Origin of the sequence: Pseudomonas sp. 9.2(2024) (genome assembly GCF_039695385.1) — a bacterium.
Taxonomy (GTDB): Bacteria; Pseudomonadota; Gammaproteobacteria; order Pseudomonadales; family Pseudomonadaceae; genus Aquipseudomonas; species Aquipseudomonas paraglycinae.
The window spans coordinates 1,777,881-1,802,764 of the sequence record NZ_CP155585.1 but is presented as its reverse complement, the minus strand read 5'-3'; the positions used below and the strand labels follow the sequence as shown (position 1 = coordinate 1,802,764).

Annotated in this window: 25 protein-coding genes, 1 tRNA gene and 1 pseudogene; 9 read left to right on the top strand and 18 right to left on the bottom strand. The window is 59.0% G+C overall.

Going from position 1 to position 24,884, the window contains the following annotated elements:
* The first annotated feature begins 183 nt into the window (after positions 1-183).
* Both ABFB52_RS08115 and ABFB52_RS08110 read left to right on the top strand, forming a co-directional pair.
* Positions 184-1,584, top strand: a complete 1,401-nt coding sequence (locus tag ABFB52_RS08115) for a DUF3300 domain-containing protein (protein ID WP_129972854.1) — start codon at positions 184-186, stop codon at positions 1,582-1,584.
* Positions 1,581-2,477: a DUF2950 domain-containing protein gene (locus tag ABFB52_RS08110; RefSeq protein ID WP_129972855.1), complete on the top strand. Its 897-nt coding sequence runs from the start codon at positions 1,581-1,583 to the stop codon at positions 2,475-2,477. Before ABFB52_RS08115 ends, ABFB52_RS08110 begins: the two co-directional genes overlap by 4 nt.
* 54 nt (positions 2,478-2,531) lie before the next feature.
* Here the strand turns inward: ABFB52_RS08110 and ABFB52_RS08105 are convergent.
* Positions 2,532-2,741: pseudogene (locus ABFB52_RS08105) on the bottom strand (type II toxin-antitoxin system HicB family antitoxin); the annotation flags it as partial.
* Positions 2,742-3,226: 485 nt separating this feature from the next.
* Between ABFB52_RS08105 and ABFB52_RS08100 the strand changes: the two are divergent.
* On the top strand, positions 3,227-3,517 hold the full coding sequence (locus ABFB52_RS08100) for a DUF3077 domain-containing protein (RefSeq protein ID WP_129972857.1): 291 nt from the start codon (positions 3,227-3,229) through the stop codon (positions 3,515-3,517).
* Between the two features lie 154 nt (positions 3,518-3,671).
* Here ABFB52_RS08100 and ABFB52_RS08095 read toward each other — a convergent pair whose 3' ends face one another.
* The 7 genes from ABFB52_RS08095 to dapA form a co-directional block, all read right to left on the bottom strand.
* The gene (locus tag ABFB52_RS08095; RefSeq protein WP_129972858.1) at positions 3,672-4,379 is read right to left on the bottom strand and encodes an NYN domain-containing protein; all 708 of its coding nucleotides are present in this window, start codon (positions 4,377-4,379) and stop codon (positions 3,672-3,674) included.
* Positions 4,380-4,923: 544 nt separating this feature from the next.
* Positions 4,924-5,493, bottom strand: coding sequence for a hypothetical protein (locus ABFB52_RS08090; RefSeq protein ID WP_129972859.1), 570 nt, complete (start codon positions 5,491-5,493; stop codon positions 4,924-4,926).
* Between the two features lie 375 nt (positions 5,494-5,868).
* Positions 5,869-5,958 (bottom strand) — tRNA-Ser (locus ABFB52_RS08085).
* An 83-nt stretch (positions 5,959-6,041) separates the two neighbouring features.
* On the bottom strand, positions 6,042-6,755 hold the full coding sequence (purC, locus tag ABFB52_RS08080; protein ID WP_007958019.1) for a phosphoribosylaminoimidazolesuccinocarboxamide synthase: 714 nt from the start codon (positions 6,753-6,755) through the stop codon (positions 6,042-6,044).
* Positions 6,756-6,783: 28 nt separating this feature from the next.
* Entirely contained in the window at positions 6,784-7,542 is a 759-nt protein-coding gene (locus ABFB52_RS08075; RefSeq protein ID WP_007958017.1) for an MBL fold metallo-hydrolase, read from the bottom strand.
* A gap of 4 nt (positions 7,543-7,546) precedes the next feature.
* Positions 7,547-8,662: an outer membrane protein assembly factor BamC gene (gene bamC, locus ABFB52_RS08070; protein ID WP_064383102.1), complete on the bottom strand. Its 1,116-nt coding sequence runs from the start codon at positions 8,660-8,662 to the stop codon at positions 7,547-7,549.
* 17 nt (positions 8,663-8,679) lie between these two features.
* On the bottom strand, positions 8,680-9,558 hold the full coding sequence (dapA, locus tag ABFB52_RS08065; protein WP_085747220.1) for a 4-hydroxy-tetrahydrodipicolinate synthase: 879 nt from the start codon (positions 9,556-9,558) through the stop codon (positions 8,680-8,682).
* Positions 9,559-9,872: 314 nt separating this feature from the next.
* Between dapA and ABFB52_RS08060 the strand changes: the two genes are divergently transcribed.
* Together ABFB52_RS08060 and ABFB52_RS08055 are read left to right on the top strand one after the other, a co-directional pair.
* A complete protein-coding gene (locus ABFB52_RS08060) occupies positions 9,873-10,433 on the top strand; it encodes a glycine cleavage system protein R (RefSeq protein ID WP_007958014.1) in 561 nt (186 codons plus the stop codon).
* 10 nt (positions 10,434-10,443) lie between these two features.
* Positions 10,444-10,917 (top strand): peroxiredoxin, encoded by a 474-nt coding sequence (locus tag ABFB52_RS08055; RefSeq protein WP_064594118.1) that lies wholly within the window; start codon positions 10,444-10,446, stop codon positions 10,915-10,917.
* Positions 10,918-10,951: 34 nt separating this feature from the next.
* Here the strand turns inward: ABFB52_RS08055 and ABFB52_RS08050 are convergent, their stop codons facing one another.
* Positions 10,952-12,022 (bottom strand): AI-2E family transporter, encoded by a 1,071-nt coding sequence (locus ABFB52_RS08050; protein WP_007958012.1) that lies wholly within the window; start codon positions 12,020-12,022, stop codon positions 10,952-10,954.
* 32 nt (positions 12,023-12,054) lie between these two features.
* Positions 12,055-12,294: a sulfurtransferase TusA family protein gene (locus ABFB52_RS08045; protein WP_007958011.1), complete on the bottom strand. Its 240-nt coding sequence runs from the start codon at positions 12,292-12,294 to the stop codon at positions 12,055-12,057.
* A gap of 97 nt (positions 12,295-12,391) precedes the next feature.
* On the opposite strand from ABFB52_RS08045, the gene ABFB52_RS08040 reads away from it, so the two are divergent.
* Positions 12,392-13,825, top strand: a complete 1,434-nt coding sequence (locus tag ABFB52_RS08040; protein WP_011332906.1) for a M48 family metalloprotease — start codon at positions 12,392-12,394, stop codon at positions 13,823-13,825.
* Between the two features lie 77 nt (positions 13,826-13,902).
* Here ABFB52_RS08040 and ABFB52_RS08035 read toward each other — a convergent pair whose 3' ends face one another.
* The 4 genes from ABFB52_RS08035 to rpoE form a co-directional block, all read right to left on the bottom strand.
* Positions 13,903-15,351 carry a DegQ family serine endoprotease gene (locus ABFB52_RS08035; RefSeq protein ID WP_085747221.1) on the bottom strand — a complete coding sequence of 483 codons (1,449 nt, stop codon included), beginning with the start codon at positions 15,349-15,351 and terminating at the stop codon, positions 13,903-13,905.
* Between the two features lie 206 nt (positions 15,352-15,557).
* Positions 15,558-16,520 carry a MucB/RseB C-terminal domain-containing protein gene (locus ABFB52_RS08030; protein ID WP_129972860.1) on the bottom strand — a complete coding sequence of 321 codons (963 nt, stop codon included), beginning with the start codon at positions 16,518-16,520 and terminating at the stop codon, positions 15,558-15,560.
* Between the two features lie 8 nt (positions 16,521-16,528).
* Positions 16,529-17,116 (bottom strand): anti sigma-E factor RseA C-terminal domain-containing protein, encoded by a 588-nt coding sequence (locus ABFB52_RS08025; RefSeq protein WP_085747223.1) that lies wholly within the window; start codon positions 17,114-17,116, stop codon positions 16,529-16,531.
* Positions 17,117-17,147: 31 nt separating this feature from the next.
* Positions 17,148-17,729: an RNA polymerase sigma factor RpoE gene (gene rpoE / locus ABFB52_RS08020; protein WP_003172477.1), complete on the bottom strand. Its 582-nt coding sequence runs from the start codon at positions 17,727-17,729 to the stop codon at positions 17,148-17,150.
* Between the two features lie 558 nt (positions 17,730-18,287).
* Here rpoE and nadB point away from each other — a divergent pair.
* On the top strand, positions 18,288-19,904 hold the full coding sequence (nadB, locus tag ABFB52_RS08015; protein WP_129972861.1) for an L-aspartate oxidase: 1,617 nt from the start codon (positions 18,288-18,290) through the stop codon (positions 19,902-19,904).
* Here the strand turns inward: nadB and ABFB52_RS08010 are convergent.
* The gene (locus ABFB52_RS08010) at positions 19,873-20,325 is read right to left on the bottom strand and encodes a protein YgfX (RefSeq protein ID WP_102717520.1); all 453 of its coding nucleotides are present in this window, start codon (positions 20,323-20,325) and stop codon (positions 19,873-19,875) included. The two genes, nadB and ABFB52_RS08010, sit on opposite strands and share 32 nt — an antisense overlap.
* Positions 20,309-20,563 (bottom strand): succinate dehydrogenase assembly factor 2, encoded by a 255-nt coding sequence (locus ABFB52_RS08005; protein WP_007957989.1) that lies wholly within the window; start codon positions 20,561-20,563, stop codon positions 20,309-20,311. Before ABFB52_RS08005 ends, ABFB52_RS08010 begins: the two co-directional genes overlap by 17 nt.
* Before the next feature lie 149 nt (positions 20,564-20,712).
* Here ABFB52_RS08005 and ABFB52_RS08000 point away from each other — a divergent pair, with 149 nt between their 5' ends.
* Together ABFB52_RS08000 and ABFB52_RS07995 are read left to right on the top strand one after the other, a co-directional pair.
* Positions 20,713-21,654, top strand: coding sequence for a folate-binding protein YgfZ (locus ABFB52_RS08000; protein ID WP_102717519.1), 942 nt, complete (start codon positions 20,713-20,715; stop codon positions 21,652-21,654).
* Positions 21,655-21,689: 35 nt separating this feature from the next.
* Entirely contained in the window at positions 21,690-22,511 is an 822-nt protein-coding gene (locus tag ABFB52_RS07995; RefSeq protein ID WP_039772686.1) for an HDOD domain-containing protein, read from the top strand.
* Here ABFB52_RS07995 and ABFB52_RS07990 read toward each other — a convergent pair whose 3' ends face one another.
* Together ABFB52_RS07990 and ABFB52_RS07985 are read right to left on the bottom strand one after the other, a co-directional pair.
* Positions 22,512-23,897, bottom strand: coding sequence for a sensor histidine kinase (locus ABFB52_RS07990; protein ID WP_011332897.1), 1,386 nt, complete (start codon positions 23,895-23,897; stop codon positions 22,512-22,514). It abuts the gene before it with no gap.
* Positions 23,890-24,561, bottom strand: a complete 672-nt coding sequence (locus tag ABFB52_RS07985; RefSeq protein ID WP_007957980.1) for a response regulator — start codon at positions 24,559-24,561, stop codon at positions 23,890-23,892. The genes ABFB52_RS07990 and ABFB52_RS07985 overlap by 8 nt, the downstream gene beginning before the upstream one ends.
* Positions 24,562-24,884: the final 323 nt, after the last annotated feature.

Here is a 24,884-nt window from a genome sequence, read left to right as displayed (position 1 = left end):
TTTATCGCAAAACGCAAGGAAACGTGCAGTAAGTCACAGACAACGTGCTTATTTCGAAAAAGCCTGTGCAGTTTTTGACGGAACGCCAATCGCCAACCATCCTCCTTCACGGCGCAGCGTCCGATGTTGGCCGTTGATGCCTCGCGTGTTGCAAACCTGCCATTTGGATGTGGGGAAAAGGTCATGCACAGTTCGCTCTTGCGTGCCGCGTCGCTCCTGCTCGCCTTGAGCGTTGCACCGCTCTTGTTGCAGGCCGCCGATGCGCCTGCGGCCCCGGCAGCTGCCAGCGCTGCGACCAAAGATGCCGTGTTTACCACGGAACAGCTCGATCAGATGCTCGCGTCGATTGCCCTGTATCCCGATCCACTGCTCGCTCAAGTGCTGATGGCCACCACCTATCCGGGAGAAGTCGCCGAAGCCGCAGCCTGGTCCAAGGCCCATCCGGACGCCAAGGGCGATGACGCAGTCAAGCGAGTAGCCAGCCAGACGTGGGATCCGAGCGTGCAGGCGTTGGTGGCGTTTCCGCAGGTTTTGGCGACACTGGGGCAGGATCCGGTCTGGGTGCAACGTCTGGGGGATGCCTTTCTGGCTCAGCCTGACGAACTCATGGCGGGCGTTCAGCGTTTGCGGCGTCAGGCTCAGGCGGCGGGCAATCTGCAGAGCAATCAATATCAGAATGTGACCGTGCAGAACGTAACGCCGCCCATCTCTGCCGGGACAACCAAACCGGCCGACAACACGACCATCATCATTCAGCCCGCCGATCCGCAGGTGGTCTACGTCCCGACCTATAACCCGACGACCACTTACGGCACCTGGCCTTATCCGGCCTCGCCGCCGGTGTATTACCCGCCGCCGCCCGCTTACTACCCGGGTCAGGCACTGGTGGCAGGATTGGCTTTCGGTACGGGCGTGGCGGTCGTCGCGTCGTTGTGGGGCGACTGCGACTGGGGCAATAACGACATCGACATCGATGTGAACCGTTACAACAATATCAACGGCAATAACCGCATCACCAACAACCAGAACAAGTGGCAGCACAACACCGTGCATCGCGATGGCGTGCCCTATCGTGACAACCGCAGCCGCGCCCGGTATGGCCGGCAGCTGGACGGTGCGGCTCAGCGTGACGCCTATCGCGGCGACAACGCGCAGCGGGCGCAGGCTCGGGAACGGGCGCGCAGTTCGATGGACAAAGCCGGTTTTGAACGCCCCGCCACCAGCAATCGGGAAGCCCGCAATCAAGTCCGCGAAGCGCAATCTGCCAATGCCGGCAACCGGATGCAGGGCGGTGCGGACAGACCCAGAGCCGCCGACCGCGCTCAAGCCAACACGCGGGAGGCGCGCCAGCCGGGCGTTAATCAACGTGACAACCGTGCGTCCCAGGCCCGACCTGCAGCGGGTAGTGCGCGGAACAACGCTTTCGCTGGCGCGCGCTCCCCGTCGCAGACCCGAGTCCAGGCTGATCGCGGCCGGGCCAGCCAGATTTCCGCGCAACGTCCCAACACCTCCCGCGCCGCCGGACATCAGATCAGCCGGCCATCCGGCGGGGGCATGCGTCAGAGAGGAGGTGGCCGCCGATGAACATTCATTCTCTGGTCAGGAGCTGCCTGACCCTCGCTGCCGGCCTCGCATTCTCGACCTTCGTCTCGGCCCAGCAAGTATTTCCAACCCCGGAAAAAGCCGCTGACGCCTTCGTCGAAGCCCTCGGTACGCAACACGCCGACCAAAAACGCCTGACCGAACTGCTGGGCGAGGAATGGCACAGCTTCATTCCCCGTGAAGGCGTGCAGCGCAGCGATGTCGATGCCTTCCTGCAGCAATACCGCGAACAGCACACGCTGGAAAAGACAGGCGACAGCAAGGCCGTGCTCTCCGTCGGGCCCGATCACTGGACGCTGCCCATCCCGCTCATCAAAGACAAAACCGGCTGGCGCTTCGACATGAACGCCGCAAAGGCCGAAATCCGTGCCCGCCGCATCGGCCGCAACGAACTGGCGGCAGTGCAATCGGCGCTGGCCTACCACGATGCGCAAATGGACTACGCCTCGGAAGACCGCGACGGCGACGGCGCCCTCGAATACGCACAGAAAATCTTCAGCTCCCCCGGCAAACACGACGGCCTCTATTGGCCAGAAGACGACACCAACCAGATCAGCCCCCTCGGCCCTGCCTTTGGCCAGGCCATCAACGACGAAGACTGGCACGGCTACCACTTCCGCATCCTCGACGCCCAAGGCCCGTCAGCCCCGGGCGGCGCTTACAGCTATCTGATTGGAGACAAGATGAGTCGCGGATTCGCCTTGATCGCCTGGCCTGCGAAGTATGCCGACACCGGGGTGATGAGCTTCATGATCAGCCATGAGGGCCAGGTGTTTCAGAAGGACCTCGGGCCGAATGGAGAGAAAGTGGCGAAGGCGATGAAGCGGTTTGATCCGGATGATAGTTGGGAAGTGGTGGGTTTGGGGCAGAAGTAGTTGGGGGTATCGAATTGCGTTGGATCGGAAACGAAAAAGCCCCGCAGCTTTTCATCTACGGGGCTTTCGTTTATTCGCCCCAAGTCGGGCGCAGGTTTCCAGATAGTCTCTGACGGCTTCTTCAAATGACTTGCGGAGTTCGTTGATCGACTCGCCATGAAACCCCACGACATCCCTTATTCCCGCGATATGACCGATAAACAGACCATCCTCGTCGCTGTACTCAACGCGGGCGCTGAAGCCGTTGTAGCCCATCACGTTCATAGGGTACTTCCTCGTCGCTATCGGGTTTGAGCATCACGCCGACAAGAATAATCAGGTGACTCAAAACGAGCTTGTAGGCAGAATCCGCGAGTTGCGTGTGAATGGGCTGTAGCTGTGCATTACGGCCGGTTGCTGCCTTGTTGGCCTTTCTTTCGGCGGGATATTCTCAAGACGTCGCTGCACATTCAGCGGCCGGGCTTGGTAACCCGACGGAATAAGGCGCACCAGCGTCCCCATACAATTACGGCCGATGTTCGTCTGTAATTCTGTTTTATGGCGGCTGTGCGTGGGACGGCTTCGGCCGTGCCGGTTTCCTTGATTCCCCGGTTTACCAACCCGCGCATAGCTGCCACCCCATTCGCTTGGTATCGGATGCGGCAGCTCAAAAATCAAGGGAATTGAAAAATGCACACCAGCAACCGATTACGAAAGCCTCTCCTCCCCGCTTTACCTCTCTTCATGTCGAGCGCATACGGAGGTGAAGAATGACTGACAAAGCAGAAGAAAAAACCGTCGGCTCCACACCGTTTCTCTACTGCTCGGACAATCCACTATTCAGCGTTAGCGCTGGCGTCCCCATTAGCGAAGCGTTGTCACAAGCCTCCGACCTGTTGGCCCTTGCCAAAGCGCTTGCAGAGGATGCAGCGTTTATTCGAGAAACCGATCGATATGCCTGGGCTGCGCATTTCCTGACGGAGATGGGGAAGGCGGTTATTGATGATGTGATGAAGGTGGTTTCGCCGAGCCCAGCCAGAACGCTGAGCAGAGAAAAATAACGATTACTTCACTGATCAATCATCCAGCAAAAAACGAAAAAGCCCCGCTGCGGCTCAGCTACGGGGCTTTCAATAGCAATGACATGGAAAGAGAAGGAAACCATCCTTGGCGCCAGAGTCATAATAAATCTGCCCAAACCCCGGCATGCAAAACTTACTCACCATTCATTCGAGGTGGCTTAGGGCAGGTAGAACGCAGTCCGTCGATATGCTCCATCAGCCCATCTGGAATACTTTGCCACATTGGATCGAGAATAAAATCTATACCCTCACGGCGAGCCATTTTTGCAGCGGGAACGAAGTCTGCGTCGCCAGCAAAAAGAACTATTTGGTCCACCTGTTTTTTGAACGATAAGGACGCGACATCAACCCCGATCCTCATATCAACGCCTTTTTGTCGCGTATCCATACTGACATCATTTTCAGTCAGATCAGCTATCTGAATTACACCCTTCAAAAGATCTGCAATTTTCGCAGGCTTTATCGTCCATTTGACGTCCTTCGACAGGTGACCAAGTCGTAACGCGACCTTACGCTTACTCCGAAGTCGGGAGTGTAATTCCTTTCGGAACAAAGCTTCCTTTGACTTAGAGAAGTCGACAGCTTTCTTAGAAATCGGATTGTGTTGTTTGGTATCTAACGGAGGGCAGTCATAGAAAAAAATGCGGTAAAGCTCTCTTCTATGGCGCTGCTGTTGATCGTGGGCTTGGCCGTTTAGGCGGGGTATCATTTTGCTTAAATGGGCTGTAGCCCATCGATGAACAAGATCTGCGGCTCGTTCCGCACTGTAAGCATTTTGAGGCTCGATCCTTCGAAAACGCTTTATGAAGTAGGCGCCGTCAACCAAAACCGCTGTGGGCATGACTTTCCTCCAGATAGCAAAACGCCCAAGGGTTCGGCACGTCCTGGATGGTTTGGACGGCTTACAGCCTTGGGCGGGATGCGCGGAGAATAGGTCGAGTTGACAGATACGTCAACTGCTTTTCGCTCTAGGTATGCTGAGGCAACCGCCGCGATGCGGCGGTTGCCTCAGCATACCTAGAGCCAATTTATTGTCAATACCCATTCTAAATTAATCTTACGCCATTATTTTGGCTGCTGCCATCAATTCGCATTCATGATGCCTCCCATATGGCAATCAGCGCTTTCGGGAGTGCAATTCTCTTCAGGACTTCGGTCAGTTATTCGGCTTTGTTGACATAGTTATGATGGATTCTCTATCATTAGCTTGCGACTTAGTCGTGTACCACAGGGTGGTTACAGGGATCCGAAAGGATCGCACCCCGTTACTGGGAAACCAGTTCGCCGAGCGCGACGCAAGAACGACCTGCCCCGTCGAGATGCATGCACATCGACGGCTGAGAATCCCTCCTAGAGAGGGATTCGCCGTTTCTGGATGCCCCATTTTATGCCTTGCGTCTGTTCCGGACTTCTTTCGGACATTGCCCTTTCGGCTTAGCTCTTGTGTCAGCAGCCACTTTAAAAATACTGAAGCCCTTCTTCCTGACCGGTACACCGGGCGAACCTTCACCCATCCGCACAAAGAACGCGCTGGTCACATGTATACGCAACACCCGATGCTCACGAAAGATAGCCATGCAAATTTTGAATGGCTCCACTTCACCGCTCGCATTATTCATCACGTCCAAAGTGAAAAAGCTTTCGCCTTGGGTCTGGTAGACCGTGGCGCCCGCAAGTTTTTCTAACATCCCCCTCAGCTGCTTCGAAGCTTCATAGCGCTCAAGGCAGACCAACTGACTTTCGCGACCATCGGGGTATTCGAGTGGAATATTATGCTCGGTGTCGTTTTTGGTGAAACAGTGCAAACCATAGGTGACCACGAAGCGGATTGCCTCCCTACCCTCCTCCTTTTGGAAAAGGACTTCATGGCTATCTAAATGGCCCAGGTCATATGACACCCCATCATGCTCGAAGGGCTCCCAATGTTGGATGGAGTCCACGTGAAATGCTGGCAAGCTCATTCCTCGAGCAAGAGATAAACGGTAATGTTACCCGAAAAAATCAGCGTCGTTTGCCGCTCTCAGCTCTCATCTCGACACTTCGCTTCTAGTCGAAAACAAACATTCGATTAGCTACAGCTAATTTTCCATAACTGCTCCAACGGGCCGAGTAATTGTGACTCATCACTTCCCGGCTTCCGCCCCCCCGCTTGGATCTCTTGGCGCACCGGCAGCAAGAGCCCCCTCCTATAATTCATGACTACAGCGGCGGCAGATTTATTTTCCCTACGCGGACAAAAACGATCTGAACGGCTCTACTAGCAAAACACGCTTTCCAAGCGCAAACGAAAAAGCCCCGTAGATTTTCATCTACGGGGCTTTTTCTATGTATGGCGGAGAGATAGGGATTCGAACCCTAGGTACCGGTGAAGGTACAACGGATTTCGAATCCGTCCCATTCGGCCACTCTGGCATCTCTCCAACGGCGCGCATCATAACAACACTTTTACCGAAAGCAAACCCTCTTTCGAAAATTTCTCCGTGCTATCAGATGCTTGCGTCGATTAAAGCGGTACGCCCAGACGGTTGGCGACTTCTTCGTAGGCTTCGATGACGTCACCGAGGCCCTGGCGGAAGCGGTCCTTGTCCATCTTCTTCTTGGTGTCCTTGTCCCACAGACGGCAGCCGTCCGGGCTGAACTCGTCGCCCAGGACGATGGAGCCGTCGCTGAACACGCCGAATTCAAGTTTGAAGTCCACCAGCAGCAGGCCGGCGTCGTCGAACAGTTTGCTCAGGACTTCGTTGACCTTGAGCGACAGTTCTTTCATGCGCGCCAGTTGCTCGGCGGTGCCCCAGCCGAATGCCACGACGTGGGATTCGTTGATGAACGGGTCGCCCTTGGCGTCGTCCTTCAGGAACAGTTCGAAGGTGTACGGGTTGAGCTTCATGCCCTCCTCGACGCCCAGACGCTTGACCAGGCTGCCGGCGGCGTAGTTACGCACGACGCACTCGACCGGGATCATGTCGAGTTTTTTCACCAGCACTTCGTTGTCGGCCAGCAGCTTGTCGAACTGGGTCGGAATGCCGGCCGCTTCGAGTTTCTGCATGATGAAGGCGTTGAACTTGTTGTTCACCATGCCTTTGCGGTCGAGCTGCTCGATGCGCTTGCCGTCGAACGCCGAAGTGTCGTTGCGAAACAGCAGGATCAAGCGGTCAGCGTCGTCGGTCTTGTAAACCGATTTGGCTTTGCCGCGGTAGAGTTCTTCACGTTTTTCCATGATGGGCTCCGCTTGCTAAGTAGATGGGCTAGGCGATGTGGCGCCAGTCGAGCCCTGAATCTTGATCGGCCAGTTGCAGCCAGTCCGGGTCGCACCCGAGGGTGTCGACAAAACATTGCCGGGCCAGCTGCGGCAGGTTGTTCTTGCTGCTCAGATGGGCCAGGACCAGGTGTTGCAGGCCTTGCCAGCCCAACTCCGCCACCAGGAATGCCGCCTGATGGTTGTTCAAATGTCCCAGCTCGCCGCCCACCCGCTGCTTGAGAAAGTACGGGTAATGACCACGGGCCAGCATGTCGCGACAATGGTTGGACTCGATCATCAACGCATCGAGGTCCCGATAACCGTCCAGCACCCGCTCGCAGTAAGAGCCCAGGTCAGTCAGCAGGCCGAAGCGCCGCTCACCGTCACTGAATACGTACTGGGTCGGTTCCTGCGCATCATGGGCCACGGCAATGACCCCGATGTTCAGAGCACCGATCTGCAGTTGCTCGCCACCGGTCACGAAACCGGCAGGTTCAATCGGTTTGCGCATCCCGCGCAGTGTGCCGCGACTGAGGTAGACAGGCAGATTGTAGCGCCGAGACAGCAAACCCACGCCATGCACGTGGTCGGCATGTTCGTGGGTTACGAGTATCGCGCTCAGTTGCGCCGGGTTCACACCCAGGCGCAACAGGCGTTTTTCGGTTTCCCGCAGGGAAAAACCACAATCCACCAGCACATACGTATCAGCACTGGCGATCAGCGTGCCGTTCCCTTGGCTACCGCTGCCGAGAACGGCAAAACGCATTGGATCAGCCCAGGTTGTCCTGAATCACGCTCAACACTTTGCGAGCCACATCGGCCGGCGCAACGGTGTTGATGTTTTTCTCGACGGTCACCTGAACGTTCTCGCCGACCTTGCTCAGGCGAACCTGATAACGCTCGGCGCGAGCTTCAACTTCTTCCTTGGTCGGCGCGCTGCCGAACAGGCTGCTGAAGAAACCAGGCTTCTCGTCTTTCTTCTCGGCCTTTTCGGACAAGTTGATGTAGTAGAGACCCAGGCTGCGGTTGATGTCTTCAACGCGCCATTCGCCCTGTTCCAGCGCACGACCGACGCTCGACCAGGCACGATCCAGGTCCGTACCGACGTTCAGTACCGGGTTGCCGCTGCCGTCTTCACTCAGGCTGACACGGCTCGGGGTATCGAAATCACGCGAAGCCAGCATCGACACCGAACCACCCTTCTCGGAGGTACGGCTCATGCTTGCGAGCATGTCGTCGACCAGTGCAGCGTCCAGGCCAGTGTTGACCGAACGGTTGGTGAAATCGACATTGGCGGTGCTGCCGGCAGGACGCTCGGCGCTGACCACATATACTTCACTGGTGTTGCGCTGCACGCCTGGCTCGATGCGCACCCGCACGCGGGTTTCGCTGTCGGTGCTGACGCCGGCGGCGCTCAGGCGCTTGGCCATGGCGGCGGACAGTTCGTCGGAATGCTGCCAGGTAGTGGTGAATTCACCGGTTTGCGGGCGCTGTTCATCCAGACGGAAACCGTTGTCCTGGAAGTACTGCACCGCCACTGGCCAGACTTCGGCCGGTGGGTGCTGGGCCATGACCCAACGCGAATCACCGCTCTTCTGCAGCGAGTAGTCGCTGGCGTCGGCAACGGTCGACAGCGGTTGAGGGCGCGGAACGATGTATTCACCCTTGGCGGTGTCGTCGGCCACGTTGCGCGGGATCGGCAGCAGCGGATCCAGGCGCTTGGAGGTGCTGACATCCGGTGGCAGTTGCATCGGTGCAGTCTGTTGCGCTTCCAGGTAATCGCTACCACGGTCACGGAAATAACCTTCCGGGCCCCAGACCCATCCGCAGCCACTGGTGCTGGAGATAATCAAGGCAAGTGCGGAAAGTCCGGCCATTCGCTTCATGCGTTGTACTTCCTCAATTAAACCAGGACGCTGCACTGGCGCAGGGCCGAGCGCAACGTTTCATGACAAGGTGTGCTCAGCCAGGTCAGCGGCAGGCGGATGCCTTCGTGCATCAGGCCCATTTCGACCAAAGCCCACTTCACAGGAATCGGGTTGGCTTCGATGAACAGGTCCTTGTGCAGCGGCATCAGTTTTTCGTTGATGGCCCGTGCGGTCTCGGCGTCGCCCTTGAGCGCGGCCTCGCACAGGTCGGCCATTTCGCGCGGGGCGACGTTGGCGGTGACGGAGATGTTGCCCTTGCCGCCCAGCAGAATCAGCTCGACTGCGGTCGGATCATCGCCGGACAGCACGATGAAGTCCTTGCTCACACCGTCGATGATCGCCTTGGCGCGTTTCAGGTCGCCGGTCGCTTCCTTGATGCCGATGATATTCGGCACGGTGGACAGGCGGATCACGGTCTCGGCCTGCATGTCGCAGGAGGTGCGGCCAGGAACGTTGTAGAGAATCTGCGGGATGTCGACCGCTTCGGCGATGTGCTTGAAGTGCTGGTACAGGCCTTCCTGGGTCGGCTTGTTGTAGTACGGGACTACCAGCAGGCAGGCATCGGCGCCGGCTTCTTTGGCATTGCGGGTCAGCTCGACAGCTTCGCGGGTCGAGTTGGCGCCGGTACCGGCGATCACCGGAATGCGACCGGCAACCTGTTTGACCACGGCTTTGATGACGGCGATGTGTTCTTCTACATCAAGGGTTGCCGACTCGCCGGTGGTGCCGACCGCGACAATGGCATGAGTGCCGTTCTTGAGATGGAAGTCCACGAGTTTGCTGAGGCTGTCCCAGTCAAGACGCCCTTGTGCATCCATGGGTGTGACCAGTGCCACCATACTGCCCGCAATCATGAAACCGCTCCTGCCGGAAAAAGAGAGCGGTAATGGTACTGGCGCCAAGATGCTTGCACAAGCGAAGTACTGTGCCGCCATTCCCCTTGGCGCCGCTTTTCGCTACCCTTCAGACTTTGATCGGTACTGATCAGCTTGTACGCCGGGTTCCAGTCTCCCGTTTCGGCCTCCCGGGCCCCGTTCCAGTGTCGTTGCCGTACGCTTGCTTGTTCATGGAGCCGTAACGCCACACGAATCGGGCCTTCCGGACAGTCATTGCCCCGGCAATCAACGCCTCTCTCCCTACCGACCGCTCATCGCTTTAGGAATGCTGCATGTCCACCCCCACAGTTCGCGAACAATTCCTTGTCATCAGTGCCCTCGGCGCCAATCCCATGGAGCTGACCAACGTCCTGTGCCGCGCCAGCCATGAAAACCGCTGTGCGGTCGTCACTTCGCGCCTGACCCGCCACGGCGAGTGCAGCGCGCTGGTGCTCGAAGTTTCGGGCAGCTGGGACGCCCTGGCCCGCCTGGAAGGCAGCCTGCCCGTGCTGGCCAAGCGTCATGCGTTCACCGTCAACGTGGTGCGCAGCGCCGCCCTGGAAAACCGTCCGCAAGCCCTGCCGTACGTGGCTTACGTGTCTTCGGCGTACCGTCCGGACATCATCAACGAGCTGTGCCAGTTCTTCATGGATCACAACGTCGAGCTGGAAAACCTGACGTGCGATACCTATCAGGCACCGCAGACCGGCGGCACCATGCTCAACGCCACGTTCACCGTGACCCTGCCCGCCGGCACCCAGATCAGCTGGCTGCGCGACCAGTTCCTGGATTTCGCCGACGCCATGAACCTGGATGCACTGATCGAACCGTGGCGCCCACAGAACCCAATGTAAGGAAGCTTTCATGGCCGTTGTCATCGACCAACCGGTTACGGATTTCGAAGCACCTGCCACCAGCGGGCAGACTGTCAGCCTGTCGGCCCTCAAGGGCAAGCAAGTGGTGATCTACTTCTATCCGAAGGACAGCACCCCGGGCTGCACGACCGAAGGCCAGGGATTTCGCGATCAATACGCAGCATTCAAGGCTGCCAACACGGAAATCTTCGGGATTTCCCGCGACAGCCTGAAGTCCCACGAGAACTTCAAGTGCAAGCAGGAGTTTCCGTTCGAGCTGATCAGCGACAAGGACGAAGCCGTCTGCCAGCTGTTCGACGTGATCAAGCTGAAAAAACTCTACGGCAAGGAATACCTGGGCGTTGATCGCAGCACCTTCCTGATCGACAAGAACGGTGTACTGCGTCAGGAATGGCGCGGCGTGAAGGTGCCAGGACATGTCGATGCAGTGCTGGCTGCTGCTCAGGCGCTGAACAAGGCCTGATGTTGTCGGCGCCCTTGCGGGCGCCGATTCATTCTCAAAGCAGCGGCGCCACCACCGGCTCCTTGCGCGGCCAGGCATCAAGCACAGCCTTGAACAGCGTTGCCAGCGGAATCGCGAAGAACACGCCCCAGAATCCCCACAACCCGCCGAACAACAGCACCGCGCAGATGATCGCTACCGGGTGCAGATTGACTGCTTCGGAGAACAGCAAAGGCACCAGCACGTTGCCGTCCAGCGTCTGGATGATTCCGTAGACCGCCATCAAGTAGATGAACTGATCGCTCCATCCCCACTGGAACAGCGCAATCAGCAGCACCGGTACGGTCACCACCACCGCCCCGACATACGGCACCACCACCGATACGCCGACCAACAGGGCCAGCAGCGCCGCGTAGTTGAGACCCAGTGCGACGAAAGCGATATAGGTCACGCCGCCACAGATCACGATTTCGATGACCTTGCCGCGAATGTAGTTGGCGATCTGCCGGTTCATTTCCTCGGCGACCCGGGTGATCAGCGCCCGCTCACGCGGCAAATAGCCGCGCACCCACTCGCCGATCATTGCCCGATCCTTGAGGAAGAAGAACACCAGGATCGGCACCAGCACCAGATAGATCATGATGTTCACCAGCAGCGGCAGGCTCGACAACGAGAATGTCAGCGCCCACTGGCCGAACTTGCCGATCTCGCCTCGCGCTGCTTCGATGGCTTGCAGTACCTGCTCGTCGGAGACCAGATGCGGATAGCGCTCGGGCAGCAACAACAGCAGCGATTGCCACTTGGCGAGCATCCCAGGCAATTCGTTGAACAGGGTGATCAACTGATGCCAGAGCAACGGCAGCACCACGACGATGAACACCATCAGCACGCCCATGAACAGCGCAAACACCAGACCGACCGCCGCGCCGCCGGGTACGCGCAGGCGTTCGAGCGTAACCACCAGCCCCTGCATCAGGTACGCCAGCACCATCCCGGCCAGCACCGGCGCGAGCATTCCGCCCAGTGTCAGCACCGCGGTGAAGGCGAGAAACAGCAAAACCGCCAGCACCACCGCTTCCTCATCGGAGAAGTAGCGCTGAATCCAGTCGCGCAACACTTTGAACATCAATTTTCCTTAGGTCATTTACGCGGTCGGTTTCAGGCTTTTTTCAGCCAGTAACGGTAGACACCCGCCTCGTCTTCTTCACGCAGCAGCGTATGACCGGCCAACTTGGCAAAGGTGCGAAAGTCGCGTTGCGAGCCGGCATCCGTGGCAATCACCTTGAGTACCGCGCCACTGGGCAGCTTGTTCAGCTCCATCTTGGCCTTGAGCAACGGCAACGGACAATTCAGGCCACTGGCGTCCAGTTCACAGTCATGGGCTACAGCGTCGGTCATGCGTCACTCCGGATCAGGTGGTCAGGCTGCCTAGAATATCTGGTCGCAGGCCCGGTGTCCGGCTACAGTAAGGTCTTTGTCGACTAAGGCTTTGTGCATGACATTTCTGCGCCCTACCCTGCTGACGCTCGCTTGCCTGCTCGCCTCACCGGGCTTCGCCGACGACCTGCCGTCACTCGGTGACGCCAGCTCTGCCATCGTCTCGCCACAACAGGAATATCAACTGGGTCGCGCCTGGCTGGCCTTGCTGCGCAGCCAGGTTTCGCAGCTCAACGATCCACAGCTCAAGGACTACGTCGAGTCCAGCGTCTATAAGCTGGTGGAAACCAGCCAGGTCAATGACCGACGCCTGGAATTCATCCTGATCAACAGCCCGCAGCTCAACGCCTTTGCGGCGCCGGGCGGGATTGTCGGGGTCAACGGCGGTTTGTTCCTCAATGCGCAGACCGAGGGCGAATATGCCTCGGTACTGGCTCACGAACTGGCTCACTTGTCCCAACGCCACTTCGCCCGAGGCGTCGAGGCTTCGCAGCGGATGCAGGTGCCGATGATGGCGGCGCTGCTGGCCGGCATCGTGATCGCTGCGGCAGGCGCAGGCGATGCCGGCATTGCAGCGATTGCCGGCACTCAGGCGGCGGCGATCCAGGAGCAACGGCGCTTCTCGCGCCAGAACGAGCAGGAAGCCGACCGCATCGGCATCCTCAATCTGGAGAAGGCAGGCTACGATCCGCGCTCGATGCCGACCATGTTCGAGCGTTTGATGCGCCAGTATCGTTTCGACGCCAAGCCGCCGGAATTCCTGCTGACTCACCCGGTCACCGAATCGCGTATCGCCGACACCCGCAACCGCGCCGAACAGGCTAAACCCGGCGGCATCGAAGACAGCAAGCGCTACCAACTGATCCGCGCGCGGGTGCAGTTGACCTACGAAGAAACACCGGGCCTTGGTGCCAAGCGCTTCCGCGCGCAACTGGATGAGAACCCTAAAAACGACGTGGCTCGCTATGGTCTGGCGATCGCCCAGATCAAGGGCGGTCAGTTGAACGAAGCACGGGAGAATCTCAAGCAACTGCTGGAGAAATCGCCGAACGAGATCATCTACAACCTGGCGCAGGTCGATCTGGACATCACCAACAATAAGTTGGCCGATGCCCAGTCACGCGTTGACCGGATGCTCAGTCAGTATCCAGGCAACTACCCGCTGAACCAGGTACGCGTCGATCTGCTGCTGAAACAAAATCGTACCGCCGATGCGGAGAAGGCGCTGGAAGGTTTGTTGAAATCGCGTCCGGACGATCCGGACGTCTGGTATCAGGTTGCAGAAACACGCGGACTGTCCGGCAACATCATTGGCCTGCATCAGGCCCGTGCCGAATATTTCGCGCTGGTCGGCGATTACCGCCAGGCCATCCAGCAACTGGACTTCGCCAAGCGCAAGGCAGGCAGCAACTTCCCGCTGTCCTCACGCATCGATGCCCGCCAGCGCGAACTGATGGAGCAGGAGCGCATGGTCAAGGACATGATGGGTTAAGCCCGCGCCGCGACAAATTCCGGACACAAAAAAACCGCCTCTTTCGAGGCGGTTTTTTTACTTCTTCGATAACTGGATCATTCAGCCAGTTTGAAGGTAATGAAGCTGGCACGGCCCTGACGCAGAACGCGCATCGACACCGAACGGTTCTTCGGCAGCGCCTTGGCGATCTCGGCAAACTCCTTGGAAGAACCAATGGCCTGATTGTTCAGGTGTGTGATGATGTCGCCCGGTTGCAGACCGATCAGGGCCGCAGGACCGTCCTGCACTTCCTTGATCACCACACCGCCCTTCAGGTCGTAGGTTTTCTTCTGCTCGGCGCTCAGCTCGGCAACCGATACACCCAGACGATTGCTGTTGGTCTCGGCACCGGATTTCGGCAGGGCATCCAGTTCCTTGTCTTCGTCCGGAATGGCGCCGACAGTCAGCTCGACATTCTTGCGCTTGCCGTCGCGAATCACTTCGAGATTGGCTTTGGCGCCAGCCTTCAAAGCACCCACCAGATGTGGCAGGTCAGCGGACATGACGATCGGTTGACCGTTCATGCTCAGGATCACGTCACCCACTTGCAGGCCGCCCTTGGCAGCCGGGCCATCATCCTGAATCTGTGCAACCAGCGCACCGGCCGGTTTATCCAGACCGAACGACTCGGCCAGATCCTTGTTCACTTCCTGGATGACGACGCCCAACCAGCCACGGCTGACTTTGCCGCCGCTTTTCAGCTGATTTGAAACGTCCATGGCCACGTCGATCGGAATGGCGAACGACACGCCCATGAAGCCACCGGAACGGGTATAGATCTGCGAGTTGATCCCAACCACTTCACCGTTCAGGTTGAACAGTGGGCCACCGGAGTTACCCGGGTTGATCGGCACGTCGGTCTGGATGAATGGCACGTAGTTTTCGTTCGGCAGACTGCGGCCGACGGCACTGACGATGCCTTGGGTCACGGTGTGGTCAAAGCCGAATGGCGAACCGATTGCGACCACCCATTGACCGGCTTTCAGGTCTTGGGATTTGCCGAGTTTCAGCACTGGCAGATCCTTGCCTTCGATTTTCAGCAGCGCCACGTCGGAGCGTGGGTCGGTGCCGATCAGCTTGGCTTTCATTTCACTGCGATCTGCTAGACGGACGAGAATTTCATCGGCATCGGCGATTACGTGGTTGTTGGTCAGGATGTAGCCATCCGGCGAAATGATGAAGCCCGAACCCAACGATTGCGCTTCGCGCTGACGATCACCACGCGGAGAACGCTGTTGCGGCGGCATGCCCCGCTCGAAGAACTCGCGCAGCATCGGTGGCAAGCCTTCCAGGTCAGGCATCTGCTGGTTCACTTTGCGATCCGGCAGCTTTTGCGTGGTACTGATGTTCACCACCGCAGGCGAGGCCTGTTCGACCAGTTGGGTGAAATCAGGCAGGTTGGCCGGACTGGCCGCTTCAGCCGCCTGGACTGCAGGAACAGCCTGACCGAGCACCAGCACGGTGGCGAAAATGGAGAGATAAGACTTCAAGCTTGGTATCGACATACAGCTCCCGTTACGACGAGCAGGGTTAAGCGATATGGAGCAAGGAACACCGGAAACCACAGGCCGGCATTTTTGTTCCGGGAACAACAAACAAGGCCAGAGCCGAGAGGCTCTGACCTATAAAAAATTTTCGGGTGTTTTGCAAATGAAAATGCTCAGCAAACATTTCACGTCTCGACGACGAAGTGGAGATAGCTGGAATCAGCTCACTGCTTGCTGGTTGCAGCACCATCATTGCGCATCGACAGGGCAATCCGTTCGGCGGTCCCGATTGGAATCTCGCCAACCACCGTCACCATCATTTCGCCTTGAGGCGTTGTCAGACGGCGGGATACGGCAACGGTCGGGCCCAGTTGAGTCCGGGTATCGGTGACGGTTGCGCCGTTCAGCGGCTCGAGAAACACGGAGAAGCGGGCAAGACCATCGTCATACATCAGGCTGTTGACCTGGGTCTTGGTTTCCGGATCCTTGTGCGAGGAACTGCTGGTGAGTTCGAAGCCAGGAGGCAGCCAGTCGGAACGCCAGACCTGTGCGGTCTTGACCGCAGACGCCTTGTCGCTGTCGAGCGTGACTGTCTTGCAATCGGAGTTGGCTTGCAGGTCTTTATCGGATGGGACTTCAGAGGTATCCAGCCGCGTAAACTGGAATCTCTCAAGCAACTGCCCGTTGTCGTTCAACAGCAGAGACTTGAGCGGCAGGCCCGTTTCCTTGTCCAGATGCAGTTCGAAACCGTAGCGGTGCTGATCACGCGGCGTCAGCGATACGATCACCGCTTCACGCCCGGCCACGCGCGACTTGCCAATGACGGCAAGCTCATACCAGTTCTTCAGCTTTTGGGGATCTAGAGGGCGAGCGGCGGAATTGGGAGAATCCCCCAGACCCGCAATCAGGGTGCCGCTGACGCATTGAGTATGTCCATCAATGCGCACGACTTCCTGCGCCGAACCGTCAAGCTGAAGCAAACGCTCTCGGACCTGGCCATTCTGGACGCGATGCCAGATGTTGTGGGTAGAAAAGCTACCGTTACGCTCGTAAACGAATGTGCCGTGAAAGCTTTGCTGCTGCTCGGCCTGGCCCAGGCGGGTCAACCAGTCCTGAGCCTCGTCGGCGTGGGCTGGAACAATGAACCAGCCGCTGAGCAGAAGCGAAAGTAGAGGTATGGCGCGCATGATCCCCCTTAACGGTTTTCCAGGCTTGCTGCACGTGCATATGGCAGCGCGCTCTCGGTGCCTTTCAAGGCAGCCTGTTGAGCATGTTGACGCAGGTAACCTGGCAGACGCTGATCGTGCCAGCCTGGCTGACCTTGCAGTACGCCATTGGCCATTGGGCCAGTAGCTTCCGAACTCTCATTATAGCCTGCCAATACCGCCGGGCCTTTGACCTGAGGGGTAGCCAGCACTGGCTGATTGGATTGCTGAGCGAGTTCGACGCCGGCGATTTCGTCCTGGTTGTACAGACGAACACCTGCCAGTACAGCAACGGTCACCGAAGCGGCTACAGCCAGACGACCGAGGCTGCGCCATGGGCCGCGTGTCACTTTGGCAGGGGTCGCTTCGTCTTCCAGCGCAGCTGAAACCGCCGCAGCGAGATCCAGACGTGGAAGCAACAGATCCTTGTGCATGGCTGCCCGAGCGATCTGGTAACGAGCCCAGGTTTCACGGGTTTCAACGTCGTCCAGTGCATTGAGCACTCGACGCAATTCCAGTTCGTCCGCTTCGTTATCCATCACTGCGGACAGCGATTCCTGCAGGGCTTCACGACTCATGGCGTTCCTCTCTTGGCTGTCGCCGCTGTCTTTAGTTTTCCTGCAACAACGGTTGCAGGGCTTTATCGATGGCCTCCCGGGCGCGGAAAATCCGGGAGCGCACGGTACCAACCGGACATTGCATGACGCTCGCGATGTCCTCGTAACTCAGACCATCGAATTCGCGCAAAGTTAACGCCGTGCGCAAATCCTCTGGCAGCTGCTGAATGGTTCGATGGACGGTGCCTTCGATCTCATCCCGCAGCAATGCACGTTCAGGAGACTCGAGATCTTTCAGGCCGTGATCGCCATCGTAGAACTCTGCATCCTCGGAACTTACATCGCTATCCGGCGGCCGACGGCCGCGTGAAACCAGATAGTTCTTCGCCGTGTTAATGGCGATGCGGTACAGCCACGTATAAAACGCACTGTCGCCGCGGAAATTTCCAAGCGCTCGATACGCCTTGATAAAGGCTTCTTGTGCGACGTCCTGGGCTTCATGGGTGTCGTGCACAAAACGCACGATCAACCCGAGAATTTTGTGCTGATACTTCAGCACCAACAGATCGAAAGCTCGCTTGTCGCCACGCTGAACGCGTTCGACCAGCTGCTGATCCTCTTCCTGGGTTAGCATGAACACTCCTCGATAAACTCAGAGGAGGCTTGCATGACCAAACGACCGGACTTGCAAACATAGACTCGGGCTTTTCGCAAAAGTTCTCCCCCTCCAAGCAAGTTTCCTGCGGGCTCTGATTTGGCACGCACGAAAAACGCAGCGCGGGATGAACCGGCTGCGCGAATAATCTTGTCATCGGCTCGCCGGCAAGAACCCAACCGCAGGTTCCGCATTGAAGCCGACACTGTCCCTTGTTTCGGGCAACTGTCTATTGATCTTGGGCCTTTGGCAAAAGTTCCAAATATTTATAGACGTGCCGCGCCGACATTGTGCAACCGTGAGCGGAAAAAGCGTGTTTCATCTGCGATACAGTCGCTTTTTCCCAAAACCGCTGAAAAAAACATCCGACAAAGCGTCGGTATTTCTCCGTCACGGTAGTTTCACAATGCCATATCGGCCCGGCTATTGTGCCGCCCCACCCCTCTATATACTAGTGGGCTGTGTGGCTGTCTCGACTCGCCCATCCGCCTGTCCTGCGCCAACCCCGACCCGGGTCGCTTTGAGCGGAATCCTGAAATGAGCCAACAGTTTCAACACGATGTTCTGGTGATTGGCAGCGGCGCTGCCGGTTTGAGTCTCGCGCTGACCCTGCCCGGTCACTTGCGCATCGCCGTACTAAGCAAAGGCGACCTCGCCAACGGCTCGACCTATTGGGCCCAGGGTGGCGTCGCGGCCGTGCTGGATGATACCGACACCGTCGAATCCCACGTCGATGACACCCTGAATGCCGGCGGCGGCCTGTGCCATGAAGACGCCGTGCGTTTCACCGTCGAGCACAGCAAGGAAGCGATCCAGTGGCTGATCGACCAGGGCGTGCCCTTCACTCGTGACGATCAGTCCGGCACAGAAGATGGCGGCTTTGAATTCCACCTCACCCGCGAAGGCGGCCACAGCCATCGACGGATCATCCACGCCGCCGATGCCACTGGCGCTGCGATCTTCACAACCCTGCTGGCCCAGGCCAAAGAACGCCCGAACATCGAATTGCTCGAACAGCGGGTAGCGGTCGATCTGATCACCGAGCGTCGGCTGGGGCTGGAAGGCGAACGCTGCCTGGGCGCCTACGTGCTCAACCGCAAAACCGGGGAAGTCGATACCTTCGGGGCACGCTTCGTGATCCTGGCGTCCGGCGGCGCTGCCAAAGTCTATCTCTATACAAGCAACCCCGACGGTGCCTGCGGTGATGGCATCGCCATGGCCTGGCGTTCGGGTTGCCGGGTGGCGAACCTGGAGTTCAACCAGTTCCACCCCACCTGCCTTTATCACCCGCAAGCCAAGAGCTTTCTGGTAACCGAAGCCCTGCGCGGTGAAGGCGCCCATTTGAAGCTGCCGAACGGCGAACGCTTCATGCAGCGCTTCGACTCACGTGCAGAACTGGCGCCACGGGACATCGTCGCCCGCGCCATCGACCACGAAATGAAGCGTCTGGGTGTCGACTGCGTCTACCTCGATATCAGCCACAAACCCGAAGCCTTCATCAAATCGCACTTCCCGACCGTCTACGAGCGCTGCCTCGGATTCGGCATCGACATCACCAAGCAACCGATCCCGGTCGTGCCGGCGGCGCATTACACCTGCGGCGGCGTGATGGTCGATCAACAGGGCCGCACCGACGTGCCCGGTTTGTACGCCATCGGCGAAACCAGCTTCACCGGCCTGCACGGCGCCAACCGCATGGCTAGCAACTCGCTGCTCGAATGCTTCGTCTACGCCCGATCGGCGGCGGCGGACATTCTCGAGCAACTGCCCGACGTCGCGATCCCGCGCGCCCTGCCCGCCTGGGACGCCAGCCAGGTGACCGACTCCGATGAAGACGTGATCATCGCCCACAACTGGGACGAATTGCGGCGCTTCATGTGGGACTACGTGGGCATCGTGCGCACCAACAAGCGCCTGCAACGGGCCCAGCATCGCGTGCGTTTGCTGCTGGACGAAATCGACGAGTTCTACAGCAACTATAAAGTCAGCCGTGACCTGATCGAGCTGCGCAACCTGGCGCAGGTAGCGGAACTGATGATCCGCTCGGCCATGGAGCGCAAGGAAAGCCGTGGTCTGCATTACACCCTCGACTACCCGGACCTGCTGCCCGAAGCACTCGACACTATTCTGGTGCCGCCCACCTACGTCGGCTGAGCTTGAGGCGTACCCGCAGGCGTCGGTGCAGATCCGCCGCCTGCGAATCCCGGGGCACGCAGATCGACCTGACCCGCCACTCACCGCGCAATCGAAAGCGCAGCACCACGATCAGTGGCAGCGCCAGACTGTCCGGGCGCAATTGCACCGCCTGCCAGCCATCGGCCCGGTTCCACAGTTGCCAGCCATCGGCGTCCCGGCGCAATCCGCAGAATGCCTTGGGATGACTCAGCAGGATGTGCCGCGGCAACACCCAGGCAGCATTGGCGAGACACGCGAAAGCCCCAAGCAGAAAAACCCAGAATGGAATCGATAACAGAAACAGAGAACCCAGCGCGAATGCCTGGGCCAGCAGATATGCCGCCAGCAACTGCCGTGAGGCATGCCAGCGGCATTCAAACGTGTTACTTGGGCTGGACACGATCCAGAATCATGCGAACCATGCGTTGCAGTTCGGGATCTTCCGATTCGCTGCGCTCCATGAACCAGCCGAACATGTCCTGATCCTCGCACTCGAGCAGGCGGACATACAGCGCGCGATCCACCTCGTTCAGATTGGCGTAGACCTCTTTCACGAACGGCACCAGCAACACGTCAAGCTCAAGCATGCCGCGACGGCTGTGCCAAAAGAGGCGATTCAGTTCAACTTGTTCGACCATGGAGCCCTCCTCAAATAGGCCGCAAGTATACAGGCCCGAAGCGGGCCGAACAGTCGGCTTTGGTCGGGCACCACCGATCCTTTATCAACTACCCATTTCAACACCACCCCCTTATGATGTGCCCCAGTCTATTTACCCTGCGATGACCCATGGCCGATTCTGCTTTTTTCTGCACCCTCTCTCATGAAGGCGTTCTCGCGGTTCGCGGCGCGGATGCCGGCAAATTCCTGCAAGGCCAGCTGACCTGCAACATCAATTACCTGAGTGATACCCAGGCCAGCCTTGGTGCCCGTTGCACGCAGAAAGGCCGGATGCAGTCGAGTTTCCGCATCGTGCTTGAAGGCGATGGCGTACTGCTGGCGATGGCCGGCGAGCTGCTGGAGCTGCAACTGGCGGATCTGAAAAAGTACGCGGTGTTCTCCAAATCGAAACTGACCGACGAAAGCGCCTCCTGGGTGCGCTTCGGTCTGGATCATGGCGATGCTGCCCTGAGCAGCCTGGGTCTGGAACTGCCGGCGAATACCGACAGCGTGGCTCGCCACGAAGGGCTGATCGCGATTCGCGTCTCCCCGAACCGTGCCGAACTCTGGGTGCCTGCCGATCAGGCCGACGGCATCAAAGGCAAGCTGTCCGCACAATTGATCGAAGGCGAACTCAATCAGTGGCTGCTGGGCCAGATCCGCGCCGGCATCGGTCAGGTCATGCCGAGCACCCGCGAGCTGTTCATCCCGCAGATGCTCAACCTGCAAGCCGTCGGCGGCGTGAGCTTCAAGAAAGGCTGCTACACCGGTCAGGAAATCGTCGCGCGCATGCAGTATCTGGGCAAGCTCAAGCGTCGCCTGTACCGCGTGCAACTGGACGCCAGTGAATTGCCGGAGCCGGGCACCCCGCTGTTCGCCCCGAGCCACGGCAGTTCCATCGGCGAAGTGGTGCTGGCCGCCCGTGCCGAAAAGAATATTGAACTGCTGGCGGTGTTGCAGGCCGAAGCTGCCGACGCAGGCGATTTGCATCTGGGCACGGCCGAAGGTCCGGCGCTGCACTTGCTCGACCTGCCTTACGAACTGGATCGCGACCGCGAAATCCAGCGTTGATCGCAGCATTTGTTGCAACACCCTAGAGAAACGACATGAGTGAGCTGGCGGATAAGGTCCAACAGGATTTGGTTGAGGCCATCGATAACGATGACCTGGTTCTGCCAACGTTACCGGAAGTGGCCTTGCAGATTCGCAAGGCCGCTGAAGATCCGGACATCAGCGTCAGCGACCTGAGCAAAGTGATCGGCCGCGACACGGCGCTGTCGGCGCGCCTGATCAAAGTGGTCAACAGCCCGCTGCTGCGCGCGACCCAGGAAGTTACCGACCTGCACACCGCCATCACCCGGCTTGGCGTCAATTACAGCAGCAACCTGGCGATCGGCCTGGTGATGGAGCAGATCTTCCACGCCCGCTCGGATGTGGTCGAACAGAAGATGCGCGAAGTCTGGCGCAAGAGTCTGGAAATCGCCGGCGTCAGCTACGCCCTGTGCCGCCGTTACACCCAGCTCAAGCCCGATCAGGCCGCGCTCGGTGGACTGGTTCATCAGATCGGCGTGCTGCCGATCCTGACCTATGCCGAAGACCACTACGAATTGCTGTCCGATCCGGTCAGCCTCAACCATGTGATCGACCACATTCATCCGTTGCTCGGCGACAAGCTGCTGCGGGTCTGGGAGTTTCCGGAGCGTCTGGTGGAGCTGCCGGGGCTGTATCAGGACCTCAAGCGCGAATCGCAGCAGATCGATTACGTCGACATCGTGCAAGTGGCCAGCCTGTATTGCCACAAGGACACCGACCATCCGCTGGCCCGCATCGATCCGTTCAGCGTGCCGGCATTCCGCAAGCTTGGCATCGATCCGGAAAACAAGGCGCTGTGCGCCGATCTGGAAGAATCGCGGTCGATGTTCTACTGATCAACCGGCGACAAAACTCACCCGCACTTTCAAACCTGCCTGCTCGCCATCGTGCAGACTGATCTGCGCCAGATGCGCGCGGCAGATTTCCCCGACAATCGCCAACCCCAGCCCGGAACCGGCCACCTGCTGGTTGCGCCGGTAAAAACGTTCGAACACCCGATCCCGCTCTTCCAGCGGAATGCCCGGCCCATCGTCTTCAACCTCCAGCACCGCCGGCGCCGTGACCCGCAGAATCACGTTGCCGCCCGGCGGCGTGTGCGCCAGCGCGTTGTCCACCAGATTGCTCAGCAACTCGTTGAGCAATGTCGGTTCGCCACGCAGCCAGACCGGCTCGTCCGCTTCCAGCGCCAAGGCAACGCCGCGAGCATGAGCCAGCGGTGCCATGGCCATGCCCAGTTCCCGCGCCAACTGACTCAGATCGAGCAACTGCGCCCCGCCCTCGGCGATCGCCCGGGCGCCGTTTTCCACCCGCGCCAGCGACAACAACTGGTTGGCCAGATGGGTCAGGCGATCCGTGCTTTGCGCCGAGGACTCCAGCGTGTCGCGCCAGGTCTGCGGCTCGTTTGAGCGCAAGCCCAGTTCAAGTCGCGCCTTGAGCGCCGCCAGTGGCGTGCGCAGTTCATGGGCCGCATCGGCGATGAATTGCGCCTGCCGCTCGAATTGCCCGCGCAGGCGTTCGGTAAAGTGATTGAGCGCCCGCACCAGCGGCCACAATTCGTGTTGCACTTCCACCAGCGGCAAAGGCCGCAGATCGTCGGGCTGACGCTCCTCGACCGCCGTGCGCAAACGCTCGATCGGGCGCAACGCCGCGCTGACCGCAAACCACACCAGCAACAACGCGCCAATCGCCAGCATCCCGAGCCGCAGCAAGGTGTCGGCCGCCAGGCTGCGGGCCATGCTGACGCGCGCCTCGTCGGTTTCGGCGACGCGGATTTCCGCCATGCCGTTCATGTTCGGCTCGCTCACTGCCTTGAGCAGACTCACCACACGTACGTTCTGCCCCTGATATTTCGCGTCGTAAAAGCGCGCGAGGGCGGGATAGCTGTCGGTTCTCGGGGTGCCCGGCGGCGGGCCCGGCAGGTTTTCGTAGCCGGAAATCAACTTCTGGTTGATGTCGTTGACCTGGTAATAGATGCGCCCCGCACTGTCGTAGGCAAAGGTATCCAGCGCCACATAAGGCACGTCGGCACTGAGACTGCCATCGCGCTGCGACAGACCGGCGGCGATGGTCCGAGCCGACGCCAGCAGCGTGCGGTCGTAGGCGGTGTCGGCAGCTTCGCGACCATTCCAGTACGCGCTCAATCCGCTGGCGAGCATCAACACCACCAGCAACAGCGCGAGGTTCCACAGCAACCGCCAGCGCAGGCTGCTGGGCTTATGCATCGCGGCTTTCCAGCAGATAACCCAGACCGCGGAACGTCACGATGGCCACTGAATGGCCGTCGAGTTTCTTGCGCAGGCGGTGCACGTAGATTTCGATGGCATCCGGGCTGGCCTCTTCGTCGAGACCGAACACCTGCGCAGCCAGTTGCTCCTTGCTCATCACCCGACCCGGACGGGCAATCAGCGCTTCAAGCACGGCCTGTTCGCGAGAGGTCAGCGTCAGCAATTCATCGCCGAGGGTGAAGCGTCGGGTATCGAGATCGTAGGCCAGCACGCCGCAACGCTGCTGGCGTTCGCCGCCGAGCACGCTACGGCGCAACAGTGCTTTGACCCGCGCTTCGAGTTCGGTGAGTTCGAACGGTTTGGCCAGATAATCGTCAGCACCGAGATTGAGCCCATGAACCCGATCCTTGACATCGCTGCGAGCCGTCAGCATCAGCACCGGCAGGTTCTTGCCCCGGGCCCGCAGGCGCGCCAGCACTTCAAAACCGTCCATGCGCGGCAGGCCGACATCAAGGATCGCCACCGCGTATTCCTCACTGCCCAGGGCCAGGTCGGCAGCCACGCCATCGTGCAAGACATCCACGGTCAGGCCGGTGCTCTTGAGCGCCTGGGCGACGCTTTCGGCCAGCGGCAAATGGTCTTCGACGAGCAGGACACGCATGGATCTCTACCTCATTCAGGGATGGCCGACGCCATTCTTTGCGGCGGAGTTTACAGCCGCAACCGCCACTGTGAAGCCCGAAAACACGCGAAAGAATACTGAAAGGTTAGCGAAAGGTTGGGCCGTTAGAGTCGTTTCACCGAAGGTCCCGACTGCCGACCTTCGCTGTTTTGTCTGTCCATACACCGTAGCTTCAAAACGTAGCTCTCGAAAAACGCCTCGATGCGTTTTCGCCAATAAGAACAATAACGAGGTACTGCACCATGCTGTCCACACAGCTTCAGGTTGACCCGTTTCATTCTTCCTCTCGAATTTCCCCGTTT